At 39.3% G+C, this 20224-nt stretch carries 19 protein-coding genes, 1 pseudogene and 1 riboswitch; of the genes and pseudogenes, 19 read left to right on the forward strand and 1 reads right to left on the reverse strand.

Features of this window, described 5'->3' with window-relative positions:
- Positions 1 to 792 precede the first annotated feature (792 nt).
- The 15 genes and pseudogenes from C406_RS0116175 to purD all read left to right on the forward strand — a co-directional run bounded on the left by C406_RS0116175 (position 793) and on the right by purD (position 15601).
- The gene (locus C406_RS0116175; RefSeq protein WP_017381700.1) at positions 793 to 1200 is read left to right on the forward strand and encodes a DUF3221 domain-containing protein; all 408 of its coding nucleotides are present in this window, start codon (positions 793 to 795) and stop codon (positions 1198 to 1200) included.
- A gap of 352 nt (positions 1201 to 1552) precedes the next feature.
- Positions 1553 to 2074 (forward strand): annotated as a pseudogene (locus C406_RS19705) (DUF2179 domain-containing protein).
- The gene (locus tag C406_RS0116185) at positions 2071 to 2259 is read left to right on the forward strand and encodes an NETI motif-containing protein (protein WP_017381701.1); all 189 of its coding nucleotides are present in this window, start codon (positions 2071 to 2073) and stop codon (positions 2257 to 2259) included. Before C406_RS19705 ends, C406_RS0116185 begins: the two are co-directional and overlap by 4 nt.
- 95 nt (positions 2260 to 2354) lie before the next feature.
- Positions 2355 to 2455, forward strand: a riboswitch (purine riboswitch).
- Between the two features lie 217 nt (positions 2456 to 2672).
- Positions 2673 to 3161 carry a 5-(carboxyamino)imidazole ribonucleotide mutase gene (gene purE / locus C406_RS0116190; protein WP_017381702.1) on the forward strand — a complete coding sequence of 163 codons (489 nt, stop codon included), beginning with the start codon at positions 2673 to 2675 and terminating at the stop codon, positions 3159 to 3161.
- Positions 3158 to 4282, forward strand: a complete 1125-nt coding sequence (purK, locus tag C406_RS0116195; protein WP_017381703.1) for a 5-(carboxyamino)imidazole ribonucleotide synthase — start codon at positions 3158 to 3160, stop codon at positions 4280 to 4282. Before purE ends, purK begins: the two co-directional genes overlap by 4 nt.
- Before the next feature lie 12 nt (positions 4283 to 4294).
- Entirely contained in the window at positions 4295 to 5590 is a 1296-nt protein-coding gene (gene purB, locus C406_RS0116200; RefSeq protein ID WP_017381704.1) for an adenylosuccinate lyase, read from the forward strand.
- Between the two features lie 14 nt (positions 5591 to 5604).
- A complete protein-coding gene (purC, locus tag C406_RS0116205; RefSeq protein ID WP_017381705.1) occupies positions 5605 to 6321 on the forward strand; it encodes a phosphoribosylaminoimidazolesuccinocarboxamide synthase in 717 nt (238 codons plus the stop codon).
- Complete coding sequence (gene purS, locus C406_RS0116210) at positions 6318 to 6572, forward strand: phosphoribosylformylglycinamidine synthase subunit PurS (RefSeq protein WP_017381706.1); 255 nt, start codon at positions 6318 to 6320, stop codon at positions 6570 to 6572. The genes purC and purS overlap by 4 nt, the downstream gene beginning before the upstream one ends.
- Complete coding sequence (gene purQ / locus C406_RS0116215; RefSeq protein ID WP_017381707.1) at positions 6569 to 7255, forward strand: phosphoribosylformylglycinamidine synthase subunit PurQ; 687 nt, start codon at positions 6569 to 6571, stop codon at positions 7253 to 7255. Before purS ends, purQ begins: the two co-directional genes overlap by 4 nt.
- On the forward strand, positions 7239 to 9470 hold the full coding sequence (gene purL / locus C406_RS0116220) for a phosphoribosylformylglycinamidine synthase subunit PurL (RefSeq protein ID WP_017381708.1): 2232 nt from the start codon (positions 7239 to 7241) through the stop codon (positions 9468 to 9470). The genes purQ and purL overlap by 17 nt, the downstream gene beginning before the upstream one ends.
- On the forward strand, positions 9446 to 10867 hold the full coding sequence (purF, locus tag C406_RS0116225) for an amidophosphoribosyltransferase (RefSeq protein ID WP_017381709.1): 1422 nt from the start codon (positions 9446 to 9448) through the stop codon (positions 10865 to 10867). Before purL ends, purF begins: the two co-directional genes overlap by 25 nt.
- A gap of 13 nt (positions 10868 to 10880) precedes the next feature.
- On the forward strand, positions 10881 to 11942 hold the full coding sequence (purM, locus tag C406_RS0116230; RefSeq protein ID WP_017381710.1) for a phosphoribosylformylglycinamidine cyclo-ligase: 1062 nt from the start codon (positions 10881 to 10883) through the stop codon (positions 11940 to 11942).
- Entirely contained in the window at positions 11935 to 12522 is a 588-nt protein-coding gene (purN, locus tag C406_RS0116235) for a phosphoribosylglycinamide formyltransferase (protein WP_017381711.1), read from the forward strand. The genes purM and purN overlap by 8 nt, the downstream gene beginning before the upstream one ends.
- Before the next feature lie 258 nt (positions 12523 to 12780).
- Positions 12781 to 14316 (forward strand): bifunctional phosphoribosylaminoimidazolecarboxamide formyltransferase/IMP cyclohydrolase, encoded by a 1536-nt coding sequence (gene purH / locus C406_RS0116240; protein WP_017381712.1) that lies wholly within the window; start codon positions 12781 to 12783, stop codon positions 14314 to 14316.
- A 28-nt stretch (positions 14317 to 14344) separates the two neighbouring features.
- On the forward strand, positions 14345 to 15601 hold the full coding sequence (gene purD / locus C406_RS0116245) for a phosphoribosylamine--glycine ligase (protein WP_017381713.1): 1257 nt from the start codon (positions 14345 to 14347) through the stop codon (positions 15599 to 15601).
- Between the two features lie 175 nt (positions 15602 to 15776).
- Here purD and C406_RS0116250 read toward each other — a convergent pair whose 3' ends face one another.
- On the reverse strand, positions 15777 to 16061 hold the full coding sequence (locus tag C406_RS0116250) for a YgaP family membrane protein (RefSeq protein WP_017381714.1): 285 nt from the start codon (positions 16059 to 16061) through the stop codon (positions 15777 to 15779).
- 103 nt (positions 16062 to 16164) lie between these two features.
- On the opposite strand from C406_RS0116250, the gene C406_RS0116255 reads away from it, so the two are divergent.
- The 4 genes from C406_RS0116255 (at position 16165) to C406_RS0116270 (ending at position 20175) form a co-directional block, all read left to right on the forward strand.
- Positions 16165 to 17898 (forward strand): adenine deaminase C-terminal domain-containing protein, encoded by a 1734-nt coding sequence (locus tag C406_RS0116255; RefSeq protein WP_017381715.1) that lies wholly within the window; start codon positions 16165 to 16167, stop codon positions 17896 to 17898.
- A 13-nt stretch (positions 17899 to 17911) separates the two neighbouring features.
- Positions 17912 to 18964, forward strand: a complete 1053-nt coding sequence (locus C406_RS0116260) for a DUF3048 domain-containing protein (RefSeq protein ID WP_017381716.1) — start codon at positions 17912 to 17914, stop codon at positions 18962 to 18964.
- 37 nt (positions 18965 to 19001) lie between these two features.
- Positions 19002 to 19322, forward strand: coding sequence for a YerC/YecD family TrpR-related protein (locus C406_RS0116265; protein WP_017381717.1), 321 nt, complete (start codon positions 19002 to 19004; stop codon positions 19320 to 19322).
- A 160-nt stretch (positions 19323 to 19482) separates the two neighbouring features.
- Entirely contained in the window at positions 19483 to 20175 is a 693-nt protein-coding gene (locus C406_RS0116270; RefSeq protein ID WP_017381718.1) for a heptaprenylglyceryl phosphate synthase, read from the forward strand.
- The last annotated feature ends 49 nt before the right edge of the window (positions 20176 to 20224 follow it).

The following is a 20224-nucleotide window of genomic DNA, read 5'->3' on the forward strand; positions in this document are numbered from 1 at the left end:
AAAAGGGTATCGGTTTTTTTGTGATTTTATTTCGAGTGTTAATAGAAGATGAGCGAGAAATGAGACCTGGAGCCTATAGCTTGCGGAAAGACCTGGTGTGTGACGAAAATCATTAGATTTATACAACAGTTGTCTCACAGGAATAACAACACTTTCCGGTAAGCAGCGAAGCGAAAATCAACCAGTTATTCCTCTTCGATTGATCCAGCGCAAAGGTTTTGTATGGATAAAATTGGGCGAAACGGAATAAAATCCGGTTCTAGCCGATTAAACGAGTCGCGAAGCCGAATAAATCTTAGGTGAAGCCGATTATAACCTTCCCAAAGCCGAATAAACCACTATCCAAGCCGATTAAATCTTTTTCAACTACTTAATAGGTAGGAATATCAATCTTCCACACACTTGAAGTTAAGCTCAGCCCGATATCAATATCTTACTCTACTCTCCCGCAGAAGAGAGTAGGACGTCGCTAGGCAACTGTAAGACAGGTACCTATAAAAGGGCACCGGTTTCTTTATCCAAGCTTTAATAGAAGATGAGCAAGATAGCAAGTCGAGGAAACAAAAGGATGAGACTCGGAGCGTATAGCAATAGTGAAAGACATGAAATTGCCGAAAATCATTAAATTTATATTACCTGGTGTCTCAACTAACAAGTCACCTTAACATTACTTTCTGATATTATCGTTCCCTAATTAGCACCGTAGCTCCTCGATTGATCTATCGAGAATGTTTTATATGTAACTTTCCATTCATTTATCCGACTAATTAAAAAATGAGAGGCGGAATCTAAATGATGAAAAAAGCGATCATTTTATTAATATTATTAGCTCTTGTAGGATGTGGAAATGGTAATAAGATCTCCGAATCAACCAATAATTCGGATCCTTCTGCATCTGAAGATAGTCAGTTTGTTGAATATGGTGTCGCTGGTCATATTGTTAAGATAACAGCTAGTGAAGATGAAGTGATTATGGGAACTATTAAAATTGATGGTCCAGAAAATAATGGTGCTAAGTATAAAGAAGCTGTGGTTACCGTAACACCTGATACTAAAATCTATATTAATGACCTCACTGATTTTGATAATTTAGAAGTTGGAATGTATATCAATGTCTTTTTTGAAGGTCCTGTTAAAGAGTCGCACCCTGTTCAAGCAACTGCTAAACAAATTAACATCATTCCAGATGATCCAAAATGAATGCTAAGTATCTTCCGTTAACACAAATTCATGCTCTGTCATTTCGTCAATTCCATGGAAAAGTCTAAATCGGACACATATGAAAAAGCCACCTCGACTATGTCTTTGAGTTGGCTTTTTCTGTGTGACGACACCCTGCTAGTAAAGTGTTCAATCGTATATAAAATTCGCGAATATCCATAGAATTTCTATGAAACTTAGGGATATTTTCTGTTTTCTAAACAGCAAATCTCATGACGAATATTACATAATTCAATCAAAATCCCTTGTATTCTTGCAGCTTCTCTAATAAGATTAGGACTAAATGTTTTAGAATGAAGGGAAGATTGTGGTGGGAATAGATACACTATTAATGGTTTTAATTATAGTTAGTATAAATATTGTTATGTAACATTCTTTACTGTACGTATGATATTGACGTTAAAAGGGTAACGTTATGTTGCTGCATTTATTAGTATGTTTAAAGTGGTTATTTATGTTGTAAGTCTTGGCTTGGTTCTCGATAACTTAAATGAGATTCAAAATCTAATGCCCTATGCTATCGGTTATGGAACGGGTGTTTTTATTGGTACTAAGATTGAAGAGAAAATGGCACTTAGTTATATTACAGTGAAATGTGATCACAACTAAAGAAAGTAGATCATTGCCTCGCATATTGCGCGATAAAGGATATGGTGTTACAGACTGGGATGCGAATGGTCTCGAGGGCTTGCGAAAAGCAAAGCAAATTTTGATTCCTCGTAAGTATGAGCTGAAGTTATATGCAACAATTAAAGAGTTAGATCCAATGGCTTTCATTATTGCGTATGAGCCGAAGACGATTCATGGCGAATTCTGGGTTAAAACTGTTAGGAAAGGAAAGCTCTTTAAATGAAGAAAAAAACACTGTGGTTTGAAGTTGAAGAGAATGAAACGATTGATGATTGTTTGAAACGCATGAAGACGCAAGGCTATATGCCGACAGGGCGAAGAGAAAAACCAGTTTTTCAAGAAGTGAATGGTGAATATCAACCTATTCGTCAAATCATCCAGTTTAAAGGTACGGACATCTCTGAATAACCAAAAAATGGTCTAAAAACCGAACAATATGGTTTTCTTAAAAATTATTGTTCGCATTTTGCATTGACTCATAGAGATCATCTTGTTAAAATATGAATATAGAAACATCTAATCCCCATATATGCTAAAGAATTGGCTTTAGCGTCTCTACCAGGTCACCGTAAATGACCGGACTATGCGGGAAAGCAACTTTTGGATGAATGAAGGATGTGAATCTGTGCATGTATATGTCAGCGACTCATAGCCCAATTTCTTTAATGTCCTCAAGTAAACTGCTTTTCATGCATAGTGAGCAGTTTATTTGGGGATTTTTATGTTGTAGAGGTAGTTCGAAAAAGTTTCATAAAAAAAGCTGAGTTCCATGGATCTTTTTATGAATCTTTTTGAACACACAATTAAAGGAGAGATTTTCAGTGAATGAAAAAGTAGGCGTCATCATGGGAAGCTCAAGTGATTGGGAAACAATGAAAAATACATGTGACATTTTAGATGAACTGCAAGTCCCTTATGAGAAAAAAGTTGTGTCTGCACATCGAACTCCAGATTTAATGTTTGAATATGCTTCTTCAGCACGTACGCGAGGCATTCAAGTAATAATTGCAGGTGCTGGTGGTGCGGCCCATTTACCAGGAATGGTCGCTTCAAAAACTACTTTGCCAGTTATCGGAGTTCCTATTCAATCAAAAGCTTTAAATGGAATAGATTCATTACTATCTATCGTTCAAATGCCAAGTGGTGTTCCCGTTGCAACAGTGGCAATTGGAAAAGCTGGTGCAACAAATGCAGGATTGCTTGCTGCTCAAATGTTAGCTATGACGGATCAAACCCTTGCGCTCAATTTAGATCAACGCAGACAAGACACAAAAGCAAAAGTACTTGAAAGCAATGGTGATTTACTATGACAAAAACCATTTATCCAGGACAAACAATCGGGATTATTGGTGGTGGTCAATTAGGACGTATGATGGCTTTAGCTGCTAAAGAAGCCGGATTTAAAATAGCTGTACTTGACCCGACAATGGAGTCTCCATGTGGACAAGTAGCAGATATACAAATTATCGCATCTTTTAATGATGACAGTGCTTTAGAAGAACTTGCAGAAGTGAGCGATGTTATTACGTATGAATTTGAAAATATCGACTACAAGGGCTTAAAACGTCTAACTGAATTCGCCTATGTCCCACAAGGTGCTGAACTTGTTCGTATTACACAAAATCGTATTACTGAGAAAGCTGAAATTCGAAAAGCGGGTGTCTTAATTGCGAACTATGTTGTCGCTACAAGTTCTGTAGAACTTAGAGCAACTATTGAGGAAATTGGGTTTCCTTGTATCGTTAAGACGGCATTTGGTGGTTACGATGGCAAAGGACAGGTCAAGTTAAACTCAAAAGAGGAGTTAAAACTAGCCACACCATTATTTGAACACGGTGCGTGTATTGCAGAAGCATTTGTTCCTTTTACAAAAGAAATTTCAGTTATCGTTCAGCGTAACGGAAACGGGGAAACATATTGTTTACCTGTTGGAGAGAATATTCATAAAGACCATATATTACATCAAACAATTGTGCCTGCGAGAGTATCTGAAACGATTATTACACAAGCTACCAAAGCAGCTGAACAAATTGCTGATCATTTACAACTAGTTGGAACTTTGGCAGTTGAAATGTTTGTTTTAGAAAATGACACAATTGTCATTAACGAGTTAGCTCCGCGTCCTCATAATTCAGGACACTATTCAATAGAAGGAACTACAATTTCTCAGTTTCATCAACATGTGAGAGCGATATGTGGATGGCCACTTCGCAAACCAACTCTACACCAACCGACAGTAATGGTGAATGTACTCGGAGAACATGTTGTTCCTTTATCAAATGCTATTTCTAAATACCCGGATTGGTCGATTCACTTATACGGGAAAGAAGAAGCGAAAACGAAACGTAAAATGGGGCATGTCACCATTTTGACGAATGATATAAATAAAACATTACAAGAAATCGAGCATTCTGGCATTTGGTCAGAATAGAAGGAGCAATTTATGATAGAACGTTATACACGCCCAGAAATGGGAGCCATTTGGACAGAACAAAACAAATACCAAGCATGGTTAGAAGTAGAAATTTTAGCATGTGAAGCTTGGGCTGAACTTGGTGATATTCCTAAAGAAGACGTAGCGAAGATTCGCGCGAATGCTTCATTTGATGTCAGTCGTATTTTAGAAATTGAAGAAGAAACACGTCACGATGTTGTAGCATTTACACGTGCTGTATCTGAAACACTTGGCGAAGAACGCAAATGGGTGCATTATGGCCTTACTTCTACTGACGTCGTTGATACGGCTCTTTCATATATCATCAAACAAGCAAATGAAATCCTTCGTAAAGACTTAAATAATTTTATTGAAATTTTAGCGACTAAAGCAAAAGAACATAAATTCACAGTAATGATGGGTCGTACACATGGTGTACACGCTGAGCCAACTACTTTTGGATTAAAGCTAGCATTGTGGCATGAAGAAATGAAGCGCAACTTGGAACGTTTTGAAGCAGCTGCTATGTCAATTGAAACAGGCAAAATGTCTGGTGCAGTTGGAACATATGCAAATATTGATCCTTTTGTAGAAAAATATGTATGTGATAACTTAGGAATTGCTGCATCACCTATTTCAACACAAACACTTCAACGTGACCGTCATGCACAATACATGAGCACGCTTGCGTTAATCGCAACGTCTGTAGAGAAATTCGCGACAGAAGTTCGTGGCTTACAAAAGTCAGAAACACGTGAAGTGGAAGAATCATTTGCTAAAGGTCAAAAAGGATCTTCGGCTATGCCTCATAAACGTAATCCAATTGGTTCGGAAAATATGGTGGGTCTTGCACGATTAATTCGTGGCTACATGTTAACTGCTTATGAAAATGTGCCATTATGGCATGAACGTGATATTTCACATTCATCTGCAGAACGTGTGATTTTACCAGACGCGACGATCGCTTTAAATTATATGTTGAACCGTTTCGGCAATATTATTAAAAACTTAACGGTGTTCCCTGAAAATATGAAACGCAATATGGATAGCACACTTGGCTTGATTTACTCACAACGAGTCCTTCTTGGATTAATTGACAAAGGATTAGCTCGTGAGGAAGCTTACGATACTGTTCAACCTTGCGCAATGGAAGCATGGGAAAACCAAATCGCCTTCCGTGGTGTAGTTGAAAAGAGTGAGAAAATCACATCATACTTATCCAAAGAAGAATTAGATGATTGCTTTGACTATAATTATCATATCCAACATGTAGACATGATTTTTGGACGTCTCGGACTAAACTAATCGGGGGAATACACGTGGAAAAAGGTCAACTTTTGTATGAAGGTAAAGCGAAACGATTATACACAACAAACAAAGAGGATATTCTCTTTGTGGAATATAAAGACAGTGCCACTGCTTTTAACGGCGAAAAGAAAGCCGAGATAGTTGGAAAAGGTACGTTAAATAACCGAATCACTACTTTATTGTTCGAAAAACTTAAAGCGGAGGGAATTGACTCTCATTTCGTTGAACAATTATCTGATCATGAACAGTTGGTGAAAAAAGTCGACATTATTCCGATTGAAGTTGTTGTTCGTCAAATTGCTGCAGGTAGTTTGGCTAAGCGTCTTGGACTTGAAGAAGGTGTAGAACTTGCAAGACCAATCGTTGAATTTTACTACAAAGACGATGAACTTGGAGATCCGCTGATTACTGAAGAACATATTGAACTTTTAAACATTGCTACACCAGTTGAAGTGAAAGCTCTTTATGAAAAAGGCTTACAAGTCAATGAAGTGTTAACTCGATTTTTCAAAGAAGTCGGCGTGATCTTGGTAGACTTTAAATTAGAATTTGGCCGTGATGAAAATGGTAATGTGTTGCTTGCAGATGAAATTTCACCGGATACATGCCGCTTATGGGACGAAAAAACAAAACAAAAGTTAGATAAAGACGTGTTTCGCAGAGATTTAGGACAATTAAAAGACGCATACGAAATCATACTATCCCGTCTAGGAGGACTCACAAAATGAAAAAAGTAAAAATCTATGTAACTCTTCGCGAAAGCGTATTAGACCCACAAGGCTCAGCAGTCATGGGGGCACTTCATACAATGGGTTATGACGAAATAGCAGATGTACGCATCGGAAAATACTTGGAACTTCAAGTGGATGACTCTGAACGACCATTAGACGAGCTTGTAAAAGAAATGTGTGAAAAACTACTTACCAACACAGTAATTGAAGATTATCGATACGATGTTGAGGAGGCTGTCCGAAAATGAAGTTTGCAGTCCTCGTATTCCCAGGATCGAACTGTGATTTAGATATGTATCATGCAATTAAAGACGAGCTTGGTGAAGAAGCTGAGTACGTGTGGCATGATACGAAAGATTTAAGTGGTTATGATGGTATTTTATTGCCAGGTGGATTCTCTTACGGAGATTACTTACGTTGTGGAGCAATTGCTCAATTTTCAAACGTAATGAGCGAAGTGAAAAAAGCTGCAGATGCTGGCAAACCTGTACTAGGAATTTGTAATGGTTTTCAAATTTTAACAGAAGCGGGCCTTCTTCCAGGAGCTCTACTTCGTAATAAAAACTTGAAATTCATGTGTCGCACAGTTAAATTAACAGTTGAAAATAACGACACTATGTTTACAAATGCGTATGCAAATGGTCAAGTGATCGATGTCCCAATCGCACATGGCGAAGGGAACTATACATGTGATGCAGAAACTCTTGCTTCATTAAAAGCGAACAATCAAATTGTGTTTACGTATACAAACGATAATCCAAACGGCAGTGTAGAAGATATTGCAGGGATTGTTAACGAACGAGGCAATGTCTTAGGCATGATGCCTCATCCAGAGCGTGCCGTTCATGAATTGATTGGTGGCACGGATGGTTTAGCACTATTCAAATCTATGGTTAAACAGTGGAGGGAATCTCATGTCAGTCATGCTTGAACCAAATCCTCAGCAGATTAAAGAACAAAAATTATACGCTCAAATGGGCATGTCAGATAGCGAGTTTGAAATGGTTGAAAAGATTTTAGGACGTCAGCCAAACTATACAGAAACAGGTTTATTTTCAGTTATGTGGTCAGAGCATTGTTCATATAAAAACTCGAAACCTGTATTAAGTAAATTTCCAACGACAGGTCCACGTGTTTTACAAGGTCCTGGTGAAGGTGCAGGAATTGTTGATATTGGAGACGGACAAGCTGTTGTTTTCAAAATGGAATCACATAATCACCCATCAGCTATCGAACCTTATCAAGGTGCGGCAACAGGTGTGGGTGGGATTATTCGTGACGTTTTCTCAATGGGAGCACGTCCAATTGCTATGCTAAATTCACTACGTTTTGGTGAATTAACAACTCCCCGCGTGCGTTATTTATTTGAAGAAGTAGTAGCTGGTATCGCAGGATACGGTAACTGTATCGGTATTCCTACTGTAGGTGGAGAAATCCAATTTGATGATTGTTATGCTGGAAATCCATTAGTAAACGCTATGTGTGTTGGCTTAATTAATCATGAAGACATCCAAAAAGGGATCGCTTCTGGTGTGGGCAACACAGTGATGTATGTTGGGGCAAAAACAGGACGTGATGGTATACACGGTGCAACATTTGCTTCTGAAGAATTGAGTGAAGCGTCTGAAGAAAAACGCCCTGCCGTTCAAGTTGGAGATCCATTCATGGAGAAACTGTTACTTGAAGCGTGTTTGGAACTCGTGAAATTAGATTCTTTAGTTGGTATTCAAGATATGGGTGCAGCAGGATTAACTTCTTCTGCAGCGGAAATGGCATCAAAAGCAGGTTTCGGTATTGAAATGAATTTAGATGCAGTTCCTCAACGTGAAACAGGGATGACAGCTTACGAAATGATGTTATCTGAATCTCAAGAACGTATGTTAATTGTCGTGAAAAAAGGGCATGAAGCAGAAATCGAAGTGCTATTTGAGAAGTATGATTTAGACGCAGTTGCTGTTGGTGTTGTAACTGATGATAAAATGCTTCGTTTACTTCATAAAGGTGAAGTTGTAGCTAATGTTCCTGCAGATGCGTTGGCAGAAGAAGCGCCAGTTTATTATAAACCTTCTAGTGTTCCTGCTTATTACACACAATATCAAGCGATGGAAAATGTTGAACCACAAGTCACTAATTATAAAGAAACATTAATTAACTTATTAAAACAACCAACCATTGCTTCAAAAGAATGGGTTTACGATCAATACGATTATCAAGTGCGTACAAGCACAGTCGTTGCACCAGGTTCAGACGCTGCGGTAGTTCGCGTTCGTGGGACGAATAAAGGGTTAGCGATGACGACAGACTGTAATTCTCGCTATATTTATTTGGATCCAGAAACTGGCGGCAAAATTGCGGTAGCAGAGGCTGCACGTAATGTTGTTTGTTCAGGAGCTAAACCACTGGCAATTACCGATTGTTTAAACTTCGGGAATCCGGAAAACCCAGAGATTTTCTGGCAATTAGAAAAGTCAGCTGACGGTATGGCTGCGGCGTGTCTTGCTCTTGAATCACCAGTTATCGGTGGGAATGTTTCTCTTTACAACGAACGCAGCGGAGTCGCTGTCTATCCAACACCGACAATTGGTTTAGTTGGATTAGTTGAAGACTTGTCACATGTTACGACGCAAGATGTGAAAGAAGCAGGTGACTTTGTCTACCTAATCGGAGAAACGATGACTGAATTTGGTGGTAGTGAGTTGCAAAAAATGGTAGAAGGTCGCATTTTTGGTAAAGCACCTACCATTAACTTAGATGTAGAAGTAGCTCGTCAAGACGCACTTTTACTAGCTATTCAATCAGGCAAAGTAGCATCTGCACATGATATTTCTGAAGGTGGATTTGCGGTTGCGTTAGCAGAGAAAACATTTGGTAGTCAAAATCTTGGTGTAGACGTAACGATAACTGGTTCGGCTATTACTGCTTTATTCAGCGAATCACAATCACGTTTCATCGTAACTGTAAAAGAAGCACATGCAGTAGCTTTCGAAGAAATCGTAAAAGACGCTGTGAAAATAGGAACGGTAACATCTGATAAGTCCGTCATTATACGAAATGAGAATGGCGAAGAGTGGGTTTCAGGTTCTGTAGAAGAATTTAAGGCTGCTTGGAAAGGAGCAATTCCATGCTTGCTGAACTCAGAGGGTTAAACGAAGAGTGTGGCGTCTTTGGAATTTGGGGAGACCCGAATGCAGCACAAATCACCTATTATGGACTACATGCTTTGCAACATCGTGGGCAAGAGGGAGCGGGGATCGTCGTTACTGACGGTCAATCGCTTCAAGCAGTAAAAGGTGAAGGTCTTGTGAGTGAAGTATTTAGTACTGGAAAGCTTGACCATTTGAAGGGCAGTGGTGCAATAGGCCATGTCCGTTATGCAACAGCAGGCGGCAGAGGGATTGAAAATGTTCAACCGCTTTTGTTCCGCTCTTCAACGGGTAGTTTAGCAATTGCACACAACGGTAATTTAGTTAATGCAAATTCCTTAAGAAGACATTTAGAGCGTCAAGGTAGTATTTTTCAATCCTCTTCAGATACGGAAGTATTAGCTCATTTAATTAAAAAAAGTGGCTACGCTACATTTGAACAGCGTGCTAAAAATGCACTTTCACTTCTTAAAGGTGCATTTGCAGTCGTCATGATGACTGAAGATGAAATGACCGTTGCACTTGACCCGAATGGATTACGTCCACTGTCACTTGGGAAGTTAGGGGATGCATGGGTTGTAGCATCTGAAACATGTGCGTTTGATCTCATTGGTGCGGAATATATTCGTTCGATTGAGCCTGGTGAATTCCTGATAATAAACGATGAAGGAATGAGAGCAGAGCGTTTTGCTTTTCCACAGAAACGTGCAATTTGTACGATGGAATACGTCTATTTCTCACGTCCCGATTCAGATATTGACGGCATCAATATTCATATGGCACGAAAACGTTTAGGCAAAGAGCTTGCTAAAGAATTGGAAATTGATGCGGATGTTGTGACTGGAGTTCCAGACTCTAGTATTTCTGCTGCCATTGGATTCTCTGAAGCAACAGGTATTCCTTATGAATTAGGATTAATTAAGAACCGTTACGTCGGACGAACGTTTATCCAGCCTTCTCAAGACTTACGTGAACGCGGAGTGAAGATGAAATTGTCTCCCGTACGTCAAGTAGTAAATGGCAAACGAGTTGTGATGGTGGATGATTCAATCGTTCGTGGGACAACGTCTAGACGTATTGTCACTTTGTTAAAAGAAGCAGGAGCGACAGAAGTACATGTTGTCATCAGTTCTCCACCTATTAAAAACCCATGTTTTTACGGTATTGATATTAGTTCGAGCGAAGAACTTATTGCGTCAAACAAAAGCGTAGAAGAGATGCGGGTATTAATTGGAGCAGATTCATTAACTTTCCTATCAGTTGAAGGAATGGTGCGCGCAATTGGTCGTACGGATGAAGGACCTGATGCAGGGCATTGTTTGGCTTGCTTTACAAATAATTATCCAACAGAAATTTATCCAGATACTGTTTTACCTCATAAAAAAGAATTATCACGCTAGGGAGGCGACATGAATGTCAAAGGCATATGAACAAGCTGGTGTAAATATTGAAGCAGGTTACGAAGCTGTAAAGCGAATGAAGTCTCATGTGGATCGCACAGCACGTAAAGGCATAATGGGTGCATTTGGCGGTTTTGGTGGCATGTTTGATTTGTCGTCGCTCAATTATAAAGAACCTGTATTAATTTCTGGTACAGACGGAGTTGGAACAAAATTAAAATTAGCGTTTATGACAGATCAACATGATACGATTGGCATCGATTGTGTTGCAATGTGCGTGAATGACATCGTAGCTCAAGGAGCAGAACCATTATTTTTCCTTGATTACTTAGCAGTTGGACAAGCTCAACCTGAAAAGATTGAGCAAATTGTCAAAGGCGTAGCTGATGGTTGTGTACAAGCAGGTGCTGCACTTATTGGCGGAGAAACAGCTGAAATGCCAGGTCTATATGAAGTAGATGAATATGATGTTGCAGGTTTTGCTGTAGGAGTTGCTGAAAAGTCGAATATTGTAACAGGAGAGCATATTCAAACAGGTGATGTACTTGTTGGACTTGCTTCTAGTGGAATTCATTCAAATGGCTTCTCTCTTGTACGTAAAATCGTGTTTGCCGATCAAGGTTATGAAATTGATTCCTTAGTTGCGGGATACGAACATTTGGGGCATATCGGTAAAGCATTACTAGAACCAACTAAAATTTATGCAAAACCAGTTTTAGCTATTCATGAAAAGCTTACCGTTCATGGCATGGCTCACGTAACAGGCGGAGGTTTTTTCGAAAACTTGCCTCGTATGATGCCAGCTGACTTAGGTGTAGAAATTGATTTGGGCTCTTGGCCTGTCTTACCAGTATTTTCAATGTTGAAAGAAAAAGGGTCTTTAACAGACCGTGATTTATATAGTGTCTTTAATATGGGTATTGGTTTTGTCATTGCACTTCCTGAAGAACAAGCAAAACAAGCCATTCAAGTAGCTGTTGAAAACGGTGAAAATGCTTACGTTATTGGTCGAGTTATTGAGGGTGAAGGTGTTCACTTCAAAGGCTCTCATGACGGGACTTTAGTCAATGAATAATAAGCCAAAGGTGGCGATTTTTGCTTCTGGAAGTGGAAGTAATTTTCAAGTCATCATGGATGCATCAAGAGCAGGAGATTTACATGCCGATATCGTGGCAGTTGTGACGGATAAACCGCATGCATTTGTGGTGGAACGTGCGACTGCAGCAGGTGTTTCTGTAGTAGCATTCAGTCCAAAAGATTTTTCTTCAAAAGTGGATTATGAGACGGCCATTTTGCAAGAGTTACAACAGCTTGAAGTGGAATGGTTAGTGTTAGCTGGATACATGCGCTTAATTGGAGAAACCATACTGGATGCATTTCCACATAAAATCGTTAACATTCATCCTTCGCTTTTACCATCATTTCCTGGTAAAGACGCCATTGGTCAGGCTATAGAACATGGCGTAAAGATAACGGGTGTGACCGTACATTATGTAGATGCTGGCATGGACACAGGGAAAATCTTATCGCAACAAGCCGTTGAAGTTGTTAACGGTGACCCTGAAAAAACAGAACAACGTATTCACGCAGTTGAACATGAACTCTATACAAAAACATTACAGCAATTATGGAGGCCCACAGGAAGTGAGTCATGAAGGCGCCGCGACAAGATTTCTTAGCACTGTATTTTGCGACGAGTAACCGCAGGAGCAGGACATCGCGCTCTTAGCCTTCGCTCCTTACATACCAGCTTTTGACTTCTATCTATAGAAAATAAAAATAATAAGCCAAATCCTCGAACAAGGATTGGTTATGTCTAGCTCCTCAGGCCAAGGCCGCACCTTCGTTTCACAACGTCGGAGTTGGTCCCACTTGGCCTGATCCGCTTTTCTAATTATAAGGAGGACTTTTTCGTGAAAAAACGTGCGCTCATAAGTGTGTCAGACAAATCAGGAATTCTTGAATTCGCAAAAGAGTTAGAGACATTAGGATATGAAATTTTATCAACAGGTGGAACAAAAGCTTATTTATCAGAAAATGGTGTGGCTATTACTCCTGTCGATGAAGTAACAGGTTTTCCTGAAATATTAGGTGGACGTGTCAAAACATTGAACCCTATGATTCATGGTGGACTTCTTGCTAAGCACGATGATGCTAATCATCAAGCACAAATGAACGAACATGGCATAAAGCCAATCGACGTTGTCTGTGTGAATTTGTATCCATTCCGTGAAACTATTTCAAAACCGGATGTTACAGCTGACACTGCGATTGAAAATATCGATATTGGTGGACCTGCTATGTTGCGCGCATCTGCGAAAAATCATGCGTATGTTACAGTCATTATAGATGCAGCAGACTATCCAGCGGTTGTAGAAGAATTAAAAGCGGATGGCAAAACAACTTTAGATACACGAAGACGTTTAGCTGCAAAAGTATTCCGTCATACGGCTTCTTACGATGCTTATATTTCTAATTATTTAACAGAATTAGTTGGAGAAGAATTTCCGGAGCAGGTTACATTTACATATGAATTAAAACAACCACTGCGTTATGGAGAAAATCCACATCAAAAAGCAGCTTTCTATCAACGTTCACTTGGATCGGATTTCTCGATTGCTTCTGCACAGCAACTGCACGGTAAAGAACTTTCTTACAACAACATTCAAGATGCTAATGCTGCCATTCAAATCATCAAAGAATTTGAACTTCCAGCAGCAGTAGCTGTTAAACATATGAACCCATGTGGCGTAGGAATTGGTGAAACGATTGCTGAAGCTTTCGGGAAAGCTTATGAAGCGGATAGCATGTCTATTTTTGGAGGCATCGTTGCCTTAAATCGTGAAGTTGACGCTCAAACAGCGGAACAACTTTCAGGTATTTTCTTAGAAATTATTTTAGCTCCTGCATTTTCAGATGAAGCATTAGCCATATTAACGAAGAAGAAAAATATTCGATTATTGACGATTCCTTTTGAACAAAACAAAAAAGATAAATGGAACACTGTGTCAATTGAAGGTGGCTTGTTGATGCAACAACCAGACGCATATGGATTGGCAGATGCAGAAGTGCGTGTTGTCACAGAGCGTCAACCAACAGATGAAGAATGGGCGGCACTTAAACTCGGATGGAGCGTTGTTAAACACGTGAAATCCAATGCGATTGTTGTCACAGATGCACATATGACTTTAGGCGTTGGTGCTGGTCAAATGAACCGCGTTGGAGCAGCGAAGATTGCTTTAGAGCAAGCAGCAGATAAAGCACAAGGAGCATCTCTTGCATCAGACGCCTTTTTCCCAATGAATGATACAGTTGAAACGGCTGCAAAAGCAGGTATTACGGCAATTATTCAACCAGGTGGATCGGTAAAAGATGAAGATTCTATTCAAAAAGCAAATGAGTATGGTATTGCGATGGTGTTTACAGGAGTTCGTCACTTCAAACACTAAAAGTTACACATTTTGAGGAGGAATTTTGATGAAAGTACTTGTGATTGGTAGTGGTGGTCGTGAACATGCCATTGTACGTCAATTTAAAAACTCTCCATCTGTAACTGAAGTATTTGTTGCTCCTGGAAATGATGGGATGAAGCAAGATGCAACCTGCGTAGCCATCGATTCATTAGAATTTGAAATGTTAACTGCGTTTGTTCATGAAAATGCTATTGATTTAACATTTGTTGGACCTGAACAACCTCTTGCTGAGGGCATTGTAGATTATTTTGAATCCCAAGGTTTACGTATTTTCGGACCTACGAAAGCAGCAGCTCAAATCGAAGGCAGTAAATCGTTTGCTAAAGAATTGATGAAAAAATACAATATCCCAACAGCTGCATATGAAACATTTACAGATGTAAATGAAGCGAAAGACTATGTTCGAAAAATGGGTGCGCCAATTGTGGTTAAAGCAGATGGTCTTGCTGCTGGTAAAGGTGTTGTCGTTGCGATGACTCTTGAGGAAGCTATCTTCACTGTAGAAGACATGATTGGTAACCAAAAGTTTGGTGAGTCTTCTTCACGTGTAGTCATTGAAGCTTTCTTAGATGGAGAAGAATTCTCGTATATGTCCTTCGTGCATAATGGTCAAATTTATCCGATGGTCATTTCTCAAGATCACAAACGTGCATATGATGGTGACAGAGGCCCGAATACGGGTGGTATGGGAGCTTATTCACCCGTTCCTCATTTACCGGAATCAGTTATTCAACAAGCATACGATTCAATTGTCGTGCCAACTGTTGAAGCCATGGCTGCTGAAGGAACCCCTTTTACCGGAATCTTATATGCAGGTGTCATTTTAACTGCTGAAGGTCCAAAAGTAATTGAATTCAATGCGCGATTTGGCGATCCTGAAACGCAAGTTGTATTGCCACGAATGACTTCTGATTTTGGTGAGTTTATGACAGCACTTCTCGATGAAAAGCCTTTTGAATTGAATTGGTCAAATGATGAAATATTAGGCGTCGTGATTGCAGCAGATGGCTACCCTGTGAAAGTAGAAAAGGGTGCAATTTTACCTGATTTATCGAAGCTTAATGGGGATTTGCAAGTGTTCCATGCGGGGACGAAAGAAGTAGATGGTCAATTTGTTGCCAATGGTGGCCGAGTGATTTTGGTAACTGCGAAAGCGACTTCTTTACAACAAGCTCGGCAACAAGTTTACGCAGCATTATCTGACCTTGAGTGGGATGGCTTCTTCTATCGCTGTGATATCGGATGGCGTGCGTTAAAATAACTACAAAAGGACTGTCGCCAAATAATTTGGGACAGTCTTTTTGTGAATATTTGGTTGAAGTCGATTAAATCTCTTGTGAAGCGGAATAAACCGTGGTCGAAGCCGATTAAATGGCAACTGAAGCGGAATAAAACTTTTACAAAGCCGAAACCGCAAATGCCACAACTAATCTTTGTTACGATGTAACCGACATGCCATCACTAGCAAAGGCTTTCATTAACTTCTCTACTTCAGGTCCTGCAGTATGACCCATCATACCTTGTTTCTGCATGATGGCTTTTAAAGGACAAAATTTCACGGTTCCTTCTGCTGCTTTCATAGCACCAAAGGCAATCAACATGCGACCTTTAGGACAATTTGGATTTCGGGAGAGCTTAGCAGTACCATAAGCGAGCATACTAAGACCGAGCGTAAGTCTTGCTAGCGCGTTGCGAGTACTTATATTTTGTGATTGTGTCATTCCAATTTTCCTCCTTTCTACATTTCCAATAGTTTTCTTTAAAGTCTGAAGTTGTTATGCTAGTATAAAAAATAAAACAGTACGTGAAAGGAGAATGGATGACATGCAACACACGTCGTGGAAAATTAGTGAAATTCGTCATCAATTAAGTATGATTGATGGAAAAGCGAGTCCTGACAAAATTATTATAAACGCAAAATACTTACATAGCGTGTTGAAAAAATGGGTTGAAGGAAATATTTGGATTTCTAAAGACCGCATTGTTTATGCAGGTTCAGAAATGCCAGCAATGACGACTGACGCAGAAATAATTGATGCAGGGGGACAGGTTATTGTACCAGGCTACATTGAACCTCATGTTCATCCATTCCAACTTTATCATCCCCAATCATTCGCAGATTATGCAGCTCAATTAGGAACTACTACTTTTCTATCAGACAATCTAATCCTCTTTTTATTTCTTGAAAATGAGAAAGCGTTTCCAATTCTTGATGAACTAAATGAACTGCCATTTTCATTCTATTGGTGGGCAAGATTTGATTCACAAACAGAGCTAGAAAATGAAGATGATTTATTTACGACAAAGTCAATTGGTGAATGGTTAGATAGACCTGAAGTTCTTTTGGGCGGAGAGTTGACTGGTTGGCCACGCTTATTAGCTGGTGACGATCAAATGTTATACTGGTTACAATCGGCTAAAATGAAAGGCAAAAAACTGGAAGGTCATTTTCCGGGTGCATCAGAAAAAACGTTGGCTCGTATGCGTTTGCTTGGAGCTGATGGAGATCATGAAGCGATGACAGTTGAGGAAGTCGAACGTCGTTTGTTGCATGGCTATGCCGTGACGTTAAGGCATTCGTCTATTCGTCCAGATTTACCACATTTATTAAAAGATATTGTGGATAAAGGACTAGATGTATTTGACCATTTAATGATGACTACGGATGGTTCAACACCCTCGTTCCATATTGATGGTGTAATGGATAAATGTATTCAAATAGCATTAGATGCTGGAGTAGAGCCAATAGATGCTTACCATATGGCTTCTTATAATGTGGCACGCTATTACAATATGACAAGCTTACATGGTCTTATTGCCACAGGGAGATTTGCGACGTTAAACTTTTTGGAAAATGAACATAAACCTGTCCCAGTTAGCGTACTATCTAAAGGTGTATGGTTAAAAAAAGACGGGATACAAGTTCACAAGTTACCGAAAATAGATTGGTCTGCTCTTGGTGAATTAGAATTACCTTTCGAATTGCATGATGGCGATTTTGAATTCTCTATGCCATTTGGAATTGAAATGGTAAACGATGTGATTACCAAACCATACAGCGTTTCGATTTATACAGGAGAAACTACATTAAGTACAGAGCATGATGAGAGTTATTTAATGCTCATTGATCGCAAAGGAAAGTGGCGAGTAAACACGATGATCAAAGGCTTTGCGACCTCTGTGATGGGTTTTGCAACTTCTTATTCTAATACAGGGGATATTATCCTTATAGGAAAAAATCGTCAAGATATGCTCATAGCATTCAATGAAATGAAACGCATGAAAGGCGGCATTGTGCTTGTTGAGCAAGGTGAAGTAGTTTCACATATTCCGCTGGCAATAGGCGGAAGCTTGTCTAATGAAACAATAGAAGATTTAATCGTACAAGAATTAGCCTTAAAGAAAGCATTAAAAGAGCGAGGGTATATACACGGAGATGCAATCTATACATTGTTATTTTTGCAGTCTACTCATCTACCGTATGTACGAATTACACAACGTGGCATTTTTGATGTAATGAAAAAGTCCGTTTTGTTCCCTTCATTCATGAGATCTTAGGGGGAGCCTAAAAATGAAAAAGTGGATGTTTATGATTATCTTAGTCCTACTAGTTTCTGGTTGTTCTAAAGATAAAGAAGAAATAGTCGAAGCAGATGAACCAACTTTAGCAGAAAAAGAAGAAAGTTTACTAGAAGAAACAGCTGAAAAGGAAGAGGTTTCCTTGCCTTATGTCTCACCTTTTTCTGGAGAACGTTCTGAAGATGAATTTACAAATCGACCAGTGATTGTAACCATCAACAACCATCCGAAAGCCAGACCTCAATCGGGCATTGCGAGTGCTGATATTGTTTATGAAATGGTAGCTGAAGGAAACATTACAAGATTACTTGCTTTGTACCAAAGTGAACTACCTGAAAATATTGGACCTGTAAGAAGTGCGAGGGATTACTTTATTAATATAGCTTCAGGACTCGACGCATTTTACGTAGCACATGGCTATAGTCCTGAAGCAAAACAGATGTTAAAAAACGGTGTCGTGGATAACATTAATGGCATGCAGTACGATGGAACGCTCTTTAAACGTTCAAGTGAAAAAGTAGCACCACATAATTCATACATTACAGGTGAACATGTAATCGACGGTATTGAAAAAATAGGGGCTCGGACAGAAAATGAAAAACCCCCTGTGCTTTCGTTTTATGAGTCTGTGCAGGACGTACCCGCTGGTGAACTTGCGACAGTGATTGATGTCCGCTATGGTAATAGTGAAGACTTTCACCATGTGTATTCATATGATACAATTACTCAACAATACAATCGTTCATCTGGTGGGACTGTAACAGTTGATCACGAGTCTTTGGAAGACGTTCTCTTAACTAATGTTATGTTCTTTGAAGTTGATCATCAAACGATTGATAAAGCAGGACGTCAACAACTCGATTTAACCTCAGGAGGGAAAGGCTATTTATTCCAAGCTGGTTACATGAGAGAAATTGAATGGCAACAAGTAGATGGAGTTCTCACTCCAATGGAAAACGGTAAACCTGCTAAACTCGTTCCGGGGAAGTCTTGGATTCATTTAGTTAAAACTGGTATAGACCAAACGGTTACTTTCACACCCTAGTCACTATAAAAGCAAGCTGAAAAAGGAGGTCAATACCATGCAGGTAGATAAAATTCGTGGTCACCAAACAGATCAGCTGTTCAAAGCTATTTTAGAATTAAAAGATATGGAAGAGTGCTATAGATTTATTGATGATTTATGTACCATTAGCGAAATTCAATCGCTATCACAGCGTTTTGAAGTTGCACATATGTTACGGATGAAGAAAACGTATGAAGTGATTAAAAATGAAACTGGTGCTAGTACAGCAACTATTTCACGCGTGCGTCGTTGTTTCGATTATGGGAACGATACGTATGATGAAATGCTTGGCAGGTTATATCCAGATGAAAAACCTTTTCAATTTCCGAAGTACTGAACAGAGACCATCTCTGTTCAGTTTTTTTGTTATACTGATAAGTGAATGTACATTTTCGGATATCACAATTAGAAATTACATGATCTTGTACCATTGTGGTTGCAAGATGTGTTTTTCTGCTAATAGATTAGTGTAAAAGAATTACGTTAGGTGGGAGCACATGGAGTATTTAAAGTGGCGTCATGTTTTTAAACTAGATCCTGCAAAGGAAATTTCAGATGTAGCGCTAACGCGTGTGTGTCAATCTGGAACAGACGCCATTCTAGTTGGCGGAACAGATGGCGTGACCCATGACTTAGTGTTGGACTTATTAATAAGAGTCAGAAGATATAAAGTGCCGGTTGCACTGGAAATTTCTACGATAGAATGTATTACACCAGGATTTGATTTTTACTTTATTCCTACTGTGCTAAATAGTAAAAAAACTACTTGGGTTAAAGACATGCAAGTCGAAGCAATCAAAGAATTTGGTGACTTCATGAACTGGGATGAAATTGTACCAGAAGGCTACTGTATTTTAAATCCTGATTGTAAAGTAGCGCAGGTTACCGAGGCACAAACCAATTTATCTAAGGTTGAAGTGATTGCCCATGCAAGATTAGCGGAACACTATTTTAAACTGCCGATTTTTTATGTGGAATATAGCGGTATGTATGGCGATCCCAACATAGTAAGAGCAGCAAAAAATGTGTTAAAGAAGACTCGTTTATTCTATGGTGGAGGTATAACCTCAGTGAAACAAGCGGCTGAAATGGCAAGGATTGCCGACACAGTTGTGGTAGGAAATCATCTCTATGATAATTTAAATGAAGCATTAGAAACAGTGAAAGCTGTGCATGACGTGTCACTTTGACAATTGGCTGAAGCAGTTTATAATAAAAGAACTAGCGTTCGTAAAAAGG

The sequence above is a fragment of the Paenisporosarcina sp. TG-14 genome, assembly GCF_000297555.1.
GTDB lineage: Bacteria > Bacillota > Bacilli > Bacillales_A > Planococcaceae > Paenisporosarcina > Paenisporosarcina antarctica.